Below are 12186 nucleotides of genomic sequence, written 5' to 3'. Positions count from 1 at the left end.
GAGTCCGAAGGATTTTGCGCTGAGACAAGGCGGCAAACGAAGGAAAGGAAGGAGCATACTGAGGTATGTGACTGACTTTACGAGAGCAGCCAACGCAGTATCAGTGCGAAAGACACAGGACAGAGCACAAGAATTTGCCTGGCGGCTGTAGCGCGGTGGTCCCACCTGACCCCATGCCGAACTCAGAAGTGAAACGCCGTAGCGCCGATGGTAGTGTGGGGTCTCCCCATGTGAGAGTAGGGAACTGCCAGGCATCAATTAAGAAGAACCCCGTACCGTAAGGTGCGGGGTTTTTTGCTTTGTACGTGGAAAACATGCCGGATGGCGGCTTCCCCTTATCCGGCCTACAATTGTTAAAACAATTTTAACAATGGTGCCGCTTTGACTCGTCCCTTTGATTATCAACAAGATTTTGCCAATATTAATTTTCGCGAACATCCCGAACGGTATCAGGTGGGCCGGGGTGAGCAGGGCGTATTGATGGTCGAGCCTTATAAAAGCGAAATCCTGCCGCACTGGCGTTATAAAAATGCTGAAGTCGCAGCGCGTTCGGCAGAAGAGATCTACGCCCTCTTTGAAGAGTACCGCAGGAATAACGATTTTGTCGGCATGGATATGGCGCGTAAATTCATTCAGATGGGATACACCCGTGCCCGACGATACGCCAATCATAAAGGCGGAAAAAAGTATGATGAGAATCGCCAGGTCAAACCCCTCGATCACGATCCAGTAAAAGCAGAAGCCGCTGCGGTGTTCAAAACATGGTGGGATAAAATTCGTGCTGATGAAGATTATTTGCAGCGAAAAAAGGCACACCAGCAAGCGTGGGGATAATTACTACGTCCGCTAATAATTCGATACCTGATCGAGTTCACAAAATCCAATGAAACATATTGGAAACATTTTATTTACCTAACGATTCGTTTTAAATCCGGTTTTACTGTTTGTGGGCAATGGCCCGCAATGTGAGACAGGGGATTTTAAAATGACAGAAACCGTAGCCAGTGCAGATACGGATAACACAAGTTTAGCAGGCAAGGATACTCGCCGTCGGGTTTGGGCAATCGTTGGAGCTTCATCGGGGAACCTTGTAGAGTGGTTTGATTTTTACGTCTATTCATTTTGTTCACTCTACTTTGCACATATCTTCTTCCCGTCAGGGAACACTACAACGCAGCTTCTGCAAACCGCAGGCGTTTTTGCCGCCGGGTTCCTGATGCGTCCCATTGGCGGATGGCTGTTCGGCAGGATCGCGGACAGGAAAGGGCGCAAGACATCCATGCTCATCTCCGTATGCATGATGTGCGTCGGCTCGCTGGTGATTGCCTGCCTGCCCGGATATGACACTATCGGAACATGGGCACCGGCGTTGTTGCTGCTGGCACGCCTGTTCCAGGGGCTGTCAGTGGGTGGCGAATACGGCACCAGCGCGACATACATGAGCGAAGTAGCTGTTGAAGGGCGCAAAGGTTTCTATGCATCATTCCAGTATGTAACCCTCATTGGCGGTCAGCTGCTGGCGTTACTGGTTGTGGTGATCCTTCAACAAATCCTTAGCGATGAAGATTTACGCGCCTGGGGCTGGCGCATCCCGTTTGCCCTGGGGGCTGCCCTGGCGGTTGTGGCGCTGTGGTTACGCCGTCAGCTTGATGAAACCTCCCAGCAGGAGGTCAGGGCGCTGAAAGAAGCCGGTTCGATGAAAGGGCTGTGGCGAAACCGCAAAGCGTTTTTGATGGTATTAGGCTTTACCGCCGCAGGCTCGCTAAGCTTCTATACCTTCACCACCTATATGCAAAAATATCTGGTCAACACCACGGGCATGCATGCTAACGTTGCGAGTGTCGTCATGACGGTGGCGTTACTGGTCTTTATGCTCATCCAGCCGATTGTTGGCGCGCTGTCGGACAAAATAGGTCGCCGCACCTCCATGCTGATCTTTGGTGGCATGCTCACCCTGGGGACTGTTCCGCTTTTGACGGCGCTACAGCATACAACCTCTCCGTATGCCGCTTTCGCTTTGATTATGGTGGCACTTATTATTATTAGTTTTTACACGGCAATCAGTGGCATTTTGAAAGCAGAAATGTTTCCCGCACAGGTGAGGGCGCTGGGCGTAGGCCTCTCTTATGCGGTCGCTAACGCCCTGTTCGGCGGTTCGGCAGAGTATGTCGCGCTATCCCTTAAGTCATGGGGCAGTGAATCGACCTTTTTCTGGTATGTCACCATCATGGGGGCGCTGGCGTTTATTGTCTCCCTGATGCTGCATCGTAAAGGAAAAGGGATCCGCCTTTAATAATGCGCCATCTGCCAGACGGCGTAGCCGGTTGTTGCCCCGGCTACGTCCCAGGCAAAATCTTTCCAGCTCCAGCCGCTTCCCGAGGGGCGGCTATCCCAAAGTTCTTTTGATGCCCCCAGGCTGATGGAGAACATCAGCCCCATTGTGGCACTTCGATCCCGGCTATAACCCTGGTGCAGCGCATATTCATTACCCGCAGCGGACAACATTGCAGACGCCAGAAAGTGTTGAGCTTTATCCTGACCCGACCAGTTATCATTAGCCATATGGCTGCAACCGGTCAGGAAAAGAGGGATTATCAGGAAAAGCGTACGCATTAACAGACTCCATAAAAAAGCCCCGTCGATGACAGGGCTCGTGTATTACAGAATGCGGCTGATGAGGCGGTCGATACGGATCCGACGTAGACGGCGAATCAGCTTGCGAACTTTCACCGGATAATCAGCGATGCTTTGCAGATCGCGATAATGACGAACCACTGTAGTATGCGTGCGTATAAGCTCCAGCTCACGATCGCGTTTCGCGGCTAACGCATGCTGAGGATCGTGAATAAGGATGGCGTTTTCCAGATCCAGACGCCAGGCGCGTGGGTTGAGATTATTACCGGTCAGCAGCATCCACTCATCATCCACCCACATTCCTTTGAGGTGATAGCTGTTGTCTTCATCTTTCCAGAGACGCACAACCAGCTGGTCCGTGTTCACATAGTACTGTAAACGGCTCAGGAAGCGGCGCAGGTTAATCTCATAGAGATAAGGCAGTGCGCCGATGATCTTGAAAGGCTGATCTTCCGGAATGAAAAAGTCATTTGCCGTTTTATCCCCGACAATAATTTCCACCTTTTTACCATCACGCAGCAGCTGAATGATATTACGCACCAGAACGGCGGGAAGGTTGAAGTACGGGGTACAGATGGTGAGCTTATGCTCCGCGCACGGCATCAAATGGAAGATGGTCTTGTTCAGCAGGCTGGATTTTCCCAGGCCTACCAGAGGCGTAACGGACAGTTCTTCATTACTGGCATCCCCCTGAAAACGATAAACCGCATCGCGCAGTTCCTGGCGGAAGGAGCGAACGTCGTTTTTGATTTCCGGGCTTTTCGGACGATGAGGATCGTCAAGACGGTGCACACCCCGGCCATGAACCAGGTTTTTATCAACCCAGTTGAACATGATGTCGGCCATCTGCGGATTGCGGATCAGATGGTAGCGATCGTAACGGTATTTATCGAGCTGATGGAGATACACATCATTCAGGCTGGCACCGCTATAAAGGACGCTGTCATCAATGATAAATCCTTTAAAATGAAGAACGCCAAGCGCTTCACGGGTATTCACCGGTACGCCATACACCGGGATATCAATACCCGGATTTTCCTGGGCCGTGCGGCAATACCAGTCAGCATTGGTATTCGAGGCAGCCGCACCAATACGGCCGCGCTGAGCACGGTGCCAGTCAACCAGCACGCGAACATCCAGTTCCGGACGCTGACGTTTCGCTTCATAGAGCGCGTTCAGGATCGCACGCCCACCTTCATCTTGTTCAAGATAGAGCGCCACAATGCAAATACGTCGCGTAGCGCTGGCAATCTTTTCAAGAAGCGTCTCCCGGAAATGAGCGGGAGCATAAAAGAACTCTACATCATCAACTGACTGAGAAATCTTCGGTAGTTGAGCAAGGTGTTGTTGATGTTTATTACGCTTAAATTTTGACAACATCACAGTGCGTTTCTTCTCTGTTCATTGAAGGGTTGTCTGTACCAGGCAAACAACATAAGCGGACAATGATACCCCAGTGCCGCGAAAAGTGGGTAACATTTCCAGCAGCTTACTCTTGTTTATCCGTCGAAATCAGGCTGAGGGACAGAGAGACAATGCCTTCATCCAGCTGGATATCAACGTCAAAACCGAGCTTCCGCGCCAGGGTCACCATACCCCGATTGTTTGGCATAGTAATGCCATTCAGGCGTGACAATCCGTGATCGCGCGTATAACCAATGAGTTTTTCGAGCAGCCGTCTGCCCAACCCCAAACCCTTAAGATCGGAACGCACCAGTACGGCAAACTCCGCATCCACGTTATCCGGGTCGGAAATGGCACGCGTCACGCCGAGGATCTCCTCTCCCGCTCCGGAACGGCGGACCGCCACAATCGCCATTTCTCGATCGTAGTCGATCTGGGTCATATTGGCTAAATCATCGTGGGTAAATTCATTGATTTCGCTGAAATAGCGATAGTACAAATCTTCCTTCGTCACCTGCGAGATGAACGCCCGCAGCAGCGGCTCGTCTTCCGGCAGGATAGGGCGAAACAGCGCCCGTTCCCCATTTTTCATCTCCACCCACTCTTCCAGATGAAGAGGATAAGGACGAATGGCGAGACGGCTTTCCCGATCACCGATAAAGGGCGCAATATCCAGCGTCACGTCCAGCGCGGTAAATTCATTTCCGGAGGCAAGAAGGGGGTGGATATCCAGGCGCTGGATCTCCGCACAGTCAACAATGAGGTTGGAGACCTTCACCAGAAACTGGCTTAACCCAGCGATATCAAGCGGCCGCAGAGCGCTTCTCCCGCGGATTTTTTTGCTTTTGATGGCCTGAATAATCAAATAACGCGCCAGGTTCATGTTTAGAGGAGGAAGCGCGACAACCGCCTGTTCTTCTGGCCGCCACTCAACGCCGCCTTCACCCAGCATAATGAGCGGACCAAAAACCGGATCGTGTTCGACAACCACGCGTAGCTCCTGCGCACCTGCACGGTTGGCCATGCTCTGCACCAGCAGGCCGTGGATCCGGGCCTGTGGCCACGTCATTTTTACGCGATCGATAATGGCATCCGCGGCCTGTTGTACTTCTGTCGCGGTGCGCAGATACAGCATGACGCCCTGCACATCCGATTTGTGCGGAATATCGGGAGAGCGCAGCTTCAGCGCGACCGGATAACCAATCTGCTCAGCGATATGTACCGCCTCAGCGCTGTCGCCGGCAATCCAGGTGGGCAGGGTTTGCATCCCATAGCTGCCAAGAATGGGTTGCACCTCATGTGTGTCAAGAGAAGCGGCGCCCTCTTCGATGGCCTGCTGCAAAAGCCTGTGCACATCCACCGAATTTGCGGTGAGATTGCCCGGCAGGGCAGGCGTTTCACGCAGCTGCTTCTGGTTGCGGCGGTATTCAACCATATGCATAAACGCGGTAATGGTGCCCTCCGGGGTACGGTAGGTTGGCAACCCGGCTTCACTAAACAGACGCCGTGCCTCCTGGGAGGAGAACTCGCCGCACCAGTTGGTCAGCAGGGTAACGTATTTGCCGCGGGGATGTTTTCGGACTGCCTCAATCAGCGCACGCGCACTTTCGCTGCCTGGCGCAACCGCGCTGGGCGAATGGATAATCATCAGCGCATCAAAGTCCTGGCTATCGAGCAAAATCGTGATCGCCTTAATGTAACGATCGCTGCTGGCATCATCGCGCAAATCGAGGGGATTATCGGGAACAACGCTTCCCGGTAACGCGTCCCGCAGGCGCTGTAGCGTCTCTTCACCCAGCGTGGCCAGCTTGCCGTTGCGTAGCCAGAGCTCGTCCAGCGCCAGGGCGGCGGGAGCGGCACCGTTGCTGACAATCATCAGCTTTTCACCGCGCAGGGGGCGCATGTGGCTTAACGTTTCGACGGCGGAAAAAAGCTCGTGCGTATCCTGTACCCGCAGTAAACCGGCGCGCTGGATCGCTGCATCCCATGCGGGATCCATCCCTGAACGGGAATGTAGCAGGCGCTGAGCCGCAGGGCTGCGCCCGCTTTTGATGACCAGTATCGGTTTATTTCGCGATGCGCTACGTGACGCCGACACAAAACGACGGGCGTCGCTCAGGTGTTCAAGGTAGAGCAGGATAGCGCTGGTTTTGCTGTCACGCGCCAGGAAATCCAGCAGCTCATCGACGTCAATGTCCAGGCTGTCGCCCAAAGCGATGAAGTAGGAAAAACCCATCTCACGCTGCTGCGCCCAGTCGAGGATGGTATTGGATACCGCAGCCGACTGCGAAATAAAGGCCAGTTTGCCTTTGCGGATCGGAACCGGGGAAAAACTGGCATTCAGCCCCTGCCAGGGCGCAAGCAGACCGAGGCTGTTTGGACCAAGAATGCGCATCTGGTAGCGGCTGGCGCAGGCCAGCAGTTCGGGCTGCTGTTCAGGAGGCGAGGAAAGAATAATGCAGGTTTTACAGCCTTTCTGACCGAGCGACTCAAGCAGTTCGAGGTTTCGTTTCGCATGCGTACAGAGCACGGCGAGGTCGGGAACGAAAGGCAGGCTCTGCACATCCGGCCACGCCAGTACCCCCTGTACCGCCTTATAAGCGGGCGTAACGGGCATGACCGGGCCGTTAAACCCGCCAGCCAGCAGGTTACGCATCATCAGATACCCTGCGCGGTCCGGTTTCATCGAGGCGCCAATAACGGCAATGGATTTCGGACGGAGTAGCGCTTCTAACCCTCTCTGGCTCATGCAGGCCTCCCGTGAATGCAAGCGACCTGATGATTTTAAACGCTTTCTGTCTCTGTTGCTGTGACGCTACCCTTATGAACGGTTTTTCCCGCAAGATAACGTTCACGGAAGCAGGAGAAGTGGGAGCCCAGCGCGCCGGCCGCCTGGGTATCGCCCGCCAGGTCCAGTAGCGCAATAGCGACTTCAGCGGTGCAATATTGACCGTCGGCATGCGCTTCACGCAAGCGATAGGCCGAAACGCGCGACAGATCGACGGAAATCACCGGCAGCGCATCAAGGTAAGGGCTTTTGCGAAACATCTTTCTCGCTTCGGTCCAGGTGCCGTCGAGCATAATAAACAGCGGCGGCTTACCGGATGGTGGCGCCGTAAGCACCTGACGTTGTTCGCCTGCATATGATGCCGGGAAAACGACCATGGGCTGATAGTCCGGGCTTGCCACCAGGTCGAGCAGAGCCTGAGGTGGCTCAGTGCGCGACCACTGAAACGCTGCGGTGTTGGGCAGAATATCGGCGATCAAACGCCCCGTGTTGCTGGGCTTCATCGGTTCGGTATCGAACATGACCAGACAAAAGCGGCTTTTCGCCTCGCTCGGTGCAAGCGTTTCGCACAGACACACTTTCAGCGGTAAAAGGCAGCGCTGGCAGCGGCGAATACGATTGCCTCGGGCCAGAAAAGGGCGGGTGGCGCGCGCAAGGCGCTCGGCGCGTAATTGAAGTACAGCGTTATCAGTCATGGGCGAAAAGGCAGGAAAAACCCCATTTTCGCAGAGGAGAGAACGGGGCACAAGATATGCCCCGTGAATGTTACAGGGATTCGTTTAACCAGCTGTCGAAAGGCGCTTTCGGTACTGCACCATTGAGCATATCGATCACTTCACCATTTTTGAAAATCATAATGGTTGGAATGCTGCGAATGCGAAAACGGGCGCTGAGTTCACGTTCCGCTTCGGTATTCACTTTGACAAAACGCATTTTCCCGCTGCGCTCTTCAGCCACGTCTTCGAAGATGTGCGCAAAGTTACGGCAGGGGCCGCACCACGGTGCCCAGAAATCGACCACAACAGGCAGATCGTCCTTGAGGAGTTTGTCCAGCGTAGCACCCGTCGCGTTAATGACATCGCCATCAAATAATTCGTGGCCACAACGCCCGCATTTCGCACCGTCATCCACCCGGTCGTCCGGAATGCGGTTTACAGCCTGACAGTTGGCACATACGGTATTCATAACTAACCTCTGATAGAGCCGTGGAACAACGGCAGAACGCCGATAATGTTTCTGATATGTTACATATTATCAGTGAGCTTGTATGAAACGACAATGCGTTTTATTCAATGGGAACAATAGTCACAGGCTTTTGTACGAAATTATGGCTATGAGCTTGCACATCGGGTAATCTGCGCGCTTCGCGCAGCGCTGGTGGAGAAAAGCATGAACGACGAAATGAAAAACAAAAGCGGCAAGGTCAAAGTGATGTATGTCCGCAGTGATGATGACTCTGATAAACGCACCCAAAATCCGCGTACCGGAAAAGGTGGCGGGCGTCCGGCGTCTTCTCGTGCAGACGGTGGCCGTCGCCCCGCCCGCGATGACAGAAATAACCGCGGCGATGACCGCAAACGTGATGACCGTAAGCGTGACGATCGCAAACGCGATGATGTTGTCCGTGACGGTGGATCGCCATGGCGTACCGTTTCTCGCGCGCCCGGTGAAGAGGCGACCGAAAAAGCCGATCACGGCGGTATCAGCGGAAAAAGCTTTATCGATCCGGAAGTGCTGCGTCGTCAGCGTGCGGAAGAGACCCGTGTCTACGGTGAGAACGCCTGTCAGGCCCTGTTCCAGAGCCGCCCGGAGTGTATCGTTCGTGCATGGTTTATTCAGAGCGTGACCCCGCGTTTCAAAGAAGCGCTGCGCTGGATGGCGGCGAACCGCAAAGCCTATCACGTGGTTGACGATGCCGAGCTGACAAAAGCGTCCGGGACTGAACACCACGGCGGCGTCTGCTTCCTGATCAAAAAACGTAACGGCACTACCGTGCAGCAGTGGGTCAGCCAGGCGGATGCCGATGACTGCGTGCTGGCGCTGGAAGATGTGGGTAACCCGCATAACCTGGGCGCTATGATGCGTAGCTGCGCGCACTTTGGCGTGAAAGGCGTTCTGTTGCAGGATGCCGCGCTGCTGGAATCCGGTGCGGCGATTCGTACCGCGGAAGGCGGTGCTGAGCATGTTCAGCCGATCACCGGCGACAGCGTGCTGGAAGCCCTGGAGCAGTTCCGTAAAGCGGGCTACACCATTGTCACCACCTCAAGCCGTGCCGCTACGCCGCTGTTTAAAGCGACGCTGCCGCGCAAAATGGTGCTGGTGTTAGGTCAGGAGCGTGATGGTCTGTCTGATGCGGCACTCTCCAGCGCTGACCTGAGCGTCTCTATCGACGGCACAGGCAACGTTGAAAGCCTGAACGTATCCGTTGCGACCGGCGTGCTGCTGGCGGAATGGTGGCGTCAGAACAAGGCATAAGCCTTTTATGTGCCGGGCCTGACCCGGCACATTCAAACCCTACTCGCTCTCTGCCGATAACACAGGCATCCAGTCAATCGGCTTTTCGCCACGCTTTTCCAGCCACTCATTCGTCAGAACAAAATGATTACTGCCAAAGAAACCGCGATGCGCAGACAGCGGCGACGGGTGCGGTGCCTTCAGCACGTGATGACGCTGACGATCGATAATCGCCCCTTTCTTTTGGGCATGCGAACCCCAGAGTAAAAACACGACGCCTTCACGATGCTCATTGATCAGGCTGATAACCTTATCGGTAAAGGTTTCCCATCCCAGACTGGCGTGGGAGTGTGCCTGACCCGCCCGGACGGTTAATACGGTATTCAGCAACAGCACGCCCTGGCGCGCCCAGCTTTCCAGATAACCGTGATTAGGGCGGGTAAAACCCGGAATCGTTCCTTCCAGCTCTTTATACATATTTAGCAGAGAAGGGGGGATGGCCACGCCCGGACGCACGGAAAATGCCAGTCCGTGAGCCTGCCCGGGGCCGTGGTACGGATCCTGCCCCAGGATAACCACCTTTACATCACTCAGTTCGGTGTAGCGGAAGGCGTTAAACACATCTTTCTGCGGCGGATAAATTGTCTGGCCGGCCTGCCGTTCAGCCGCAACGGTACTGAGGGTGTTAATAAAATAGGGCTGCTGCTTCTCTTCTGCCAGCACGTCATGCCAGGTTAAAGGTGTTGTCATCTCGCTCTCCTGCGAATCTCATTCTGTGTCTAGCTTACCTGCTAAACCCCAATGAGCAAAATTACCCGCGGAAAAGCAGGCTAAGTGTCTCAATTTATGTTGAAAACCAGGCAGGATAAGTTGAATTGGTAAACCTTTAAAATTGATCTAAAACAAAAAATACAGACCACACTCTTTGTGTGGTTGGTGGTTTTGTTGATTTAAATCAATAAATCACCCGGGTCTGAATGTTATATATACACACAACAAACAATGGTTTTACCAATTGGCCGCAAAAGGCCAGCATCAGTTAATGTAGCCTAAGGGAGGCAACACATGATTACAGGTATCCAGATTACTAAAGCTGCAAATGACGATCTGCTGAACTCTTTCTGGCTGCTGGACAGCGAGAAAAACGAAGCGCGCTGTGTAGTAGCGAAAGCAGGTTTTGCGGAAGACGAAATCGTTCCGGTGAGCAAACTGGGCGAAATTGAATACCGTGAAATTCCAATGCAAGTGCAACCAGAAGTACGCGTGGAAGGCGGTCAGCACCTGAACGTTAACGTCCTGCGTCGCGAAACGCTGATGGATGCCGTTGAGCATCCGGAAAAATACCCGCAGCTGACCATCCGTGTGTCTGGCTATGCGGTGCGTTTCAACTCTCTGACCCCGGAACAGCAGCGCGACGTTATCGCGCGTACCTTTACTGAAAGCCTGTAAGGTTTCAGCTTCGGGGGTGGAATAAAAAAGCCGGGAATGTCCCGGCTTTTTTTTACTCTTCCGTTTTTGTCTCTGGCGCAGCAGAGCTTGGCTTACGGCGCTTACCAATATTTTTGGTATCGCGGTGGCGCTGTTTAACGCGCGGCTTCTCTTTTTCTTTCTCTTTTCTCTCAGCACGTTTCGCGAGCGCTTTCTTGGACGGTTTACCCGTCATTTTTTCACTCGGCGCACGTGTGGTCGGACGAAGCCCGTCAATCACGCGAGCTTTCAGCGGCTCCTCAACGTAGCGGCCAATTTTCTGTAGCAGCAGATGGTCGTGCGCTTCTACCAGAGAGATAGCAATACCTTTGCGGCCCGCACGGCCGGTACGACCAATACGGTGCAGGTAAGTATCACCGCTGCGCGGCATATCAAAGTTGATTACGTGGCTCACGTCCGGGATGTCGATCCCACGCGCGGCAACATCGGTGGCAACCAGCACATTCACGCGGCCATCGGTCAGGCGCTTAATCCCTTCGGTTCGCTTAACCTGCGCCATTTCACCTTCGAGATAGCAGTTGTTAATGCCGGCGTTGCGCAGCATTTCTGCCAGCTCATGCACGCGCTCACGTTTGCGTACGAAGACGATGGTACGGGTTGCCTCTTCCTGCTTCAGCAGGTGTTTCAACAACTCAACCTTATGCTCAAGGTTATCTGCGCGGTAGTACCACTGGTGGATCTTCTTACGCTCACGGGTCGATGGCGTAGCGGACACTTCCACCGGATCTTCCAGCAGACGTTCGGCGAAATCTTTAATGGCATCCCCTTCAAGGGTTGCCGAGAACAGCATTGTCTGATTACGCCAGCGCGTTTCACCCGCGATGTGTTCGATATCCTGGGCAAAGCCCATGTCCAGCATGCGGTCAGCTTCATCGAGAATCAGCGTTTCCACCGCGCGGCAGTCGAAGTTCTCTTCTTTTATGTATTGCAGCAGACGGCCTGTCGTCGCGACAACGATATCCTGGTTTTCGCTGAACACTTCGGCGTGGTTCATATACGCTACGCCACCGGTGATGGTCGCGATATCCAGATGGGTGTTCGCCGCCAGCTCACGCGCGTGTTCGGCAACCTGCATCGCCAGTTCACGGGTCGGGGTCAGGATCAAAATGCGCGGCGGGCCTGATTTTTTACGCGGAAAGTCGAGCAAATGCTGCAACACAGGCAGCAAGTAGGCTGCTGTCTTCCCCGTGCCGGTTGGCGCAGAACCGAGCACATCGCGGCCCTCAAGCGCAGGCGGAATGGCCGCGGCCTGAATGGCGGTCGGGCGTGTAAAGCCTTTGCTCTCAAGGGCATTGAGCAGGCTTTCATCGAGTTCAAGTTCGGAAAAAGTCGTTACAGTCATGTTCTACCTCTGTGTGGGGCGCTGATTATAGACGTTACGGCTGTAATCTTCATCTGTTTGTATGGATATCGCTTTT

General features: G+C 54.0%; 11 protein-coding genes and 1 rRNA gene. 5 read left to right on the top strand and 7 right to left on the bottom strand.

From position 1 onward, the window contains the following. Positions 1-137 precede the first annotated feature (137 nt). From rrf to L463_RS02535, 3 genes are all read left to right on the top strand, one after another. Positions 138-253, top strand: a 5S ribosomal RNA gene (gene rrf / locus L463_RS02530). 128 nt (positions 254-381) lie between these two features. Then, positions 382-834, top strand: a complete 453-nt coding sequence (locus tag L463_RS0122980; protein WP_017692863.1) for a DUF4385 domain-containing protein — start codon at positions 382-384, stop codon at positions 832-834. A gap of 151 nt (positions 835-985) precedes the next feature. Continuing rightward, the gene (locus tag L463_RS02535) at positions 986-2293 is read left to right on the top strand and encodes an MFS family transporter (RefSeq protein ID WP_017383558.1); all 1308 of its coding nucleotides are present in this window, start codon (positions 986-988) and stop codon (positions 2291-2293) included. Here L463_RS02535 and L463_RS02540 read toward each other — a convergent pair. The 5 genes from L463_RS02540 to trxC all read right to left on the bottom strand — a co-directional run bounded on the left by L463_RS02540 (position 2290) and on the right by trxC (position 8011). Continuing rightward, positions 2290-2613: a YfiM family lipoprotein gene (locus L463_RS02540; RefSeq protein ID WP_015572130.1), complete on the bottom strand. Its 324-nt coding sequence runs from the start codon at positions 2611-2613 to the stop codon at positions 2290-2292. The genes L463_RS02535 and L463_RS02540 overlap by 4 nt on opposite strands. Positions 2614-2658: 45 nt before the next feature. Then, positions 2659-4014, bottom strand: a complete 1356-nt coding sequence (gene pssA, locus L463_RS02545; protein ID WP_026094276.1) for a CDP-diacylglycerol--serine O-phosphatidyltransferase — start codon at positions 4012-4014, stop codon at positions 2659-2661. Between the two features lie 109 nt (positions 4015-4123). Beyond that, positions 4124-6787 (bottom strand): bifunctional acetate--CoA ligase family protein/GNAT family N-acetyltransferase, encoded by a 2664-nt coding sequence (pat, locus tag L463_RS02550; RefSeq protein ID WP_015572131.1) that lies wholly within the window; start codon positions 6785-6787, stop codon positions 4124-4126. Positions 6788-6822: 35 nt separating this feature from the next. Then, entirely contained in the window at positions 6823-7521 is a 699-nt protein-coding gene (gene tapT / locus L463_RS02555; protein ID WP_015572132.1) for a tRNA-uridine aminocarboxypropyltransferase, read from the bottom strand. A gap of 70 nt (positions 7522-7591) precedes the next feature. Beyond that, complete coding sequence (trxC, locus tag L463_RS02560) at positions 7592-8011, bottom strand: thioredoxin TrxC (RefSeq protein WP_032104721.1); 420 nt, start codon at positions 8009-8011, stop codon at positions 7592-7594. 204 nt (positions 8012-8215) lie between these two features. Here trxC and L463_RS02565 point away from each other — a divergent pair, with 204 nt between their 5' ends. Beyond that, on the top strand, positions 8216-9301 hold the full coding sequence (locus L463_RS02565) for a tRNA/rRNA methyltransferase (RefSeq protein WP_017383555.1): 1086 nt from the start codon (positions 8216-8218) through the stop codon (positions 9299-9301). Positions 9302-9340: 39 nt separating this feature from the next. On the opposite strand, the gene ung is transcribed toward L463_RS02565, so the two are convergent. Further along, the gene (gene ung / locus L463_RS02570) at positions 9341-10030 is read right to left on the bottom strand and encodes a uracil-DNA glycosylase (protein WP_023295224.1); all 690 of its coding nucleotides are present in this window, start codon (positions 10028-10030) and stop codon (positions 9341-9343) included. A gap of 315 nt (positions 10031-10345) precedes the next feature. Between ung and grcA the strand changes: the two genes are divergently transcribed. Then, the gene (gene grcA, locus L463_RS02575; RefSeq protein WP_003860727.1) at positions 10346-10729 is read left to right on the top strand and encodes an autonomous glycyl radical cofactor GrcA; all 384 of its coding nucleotides are present in this window, start codon (positions 10346-10348) and stop codon (positions 10727-10729) included. Positions 10730-10781: 52 nt separating this feature from the next. Here grcA and srmB read toward each other — a convergent pair whose 3' ends face one another. Continuing rightward, positions 10782-12110: an ATP-dependent RNA helicase SrmB gene (srmB, locus tag L463_RS02580; protein ID WP_017383554.1), complete on the bottom strand. Its 1329-nt coding sequence runs from the start codon at positions 12108-12110 to the stop codon at positions 10782-10784. Between the last annotated feature and the right edge of the window lie 76 nt (positions 12111-12186).

This window comes from Enterobacter sp. BIDMC 27 (assembly GCF_000534415.1).
Classification (GTDB): Bacteria; Pseudomonadota; Gammaproteobacteria; order Enterobacterales; family Enterobacteriaceae; genus Enterobacter; species Enterobacter hormaechei_C.
The sequence above is the reverse complement of the archived record's forward strand: the minus strand, read 5'-3'. Positions and strand labels throughout refer to the sequence as shown.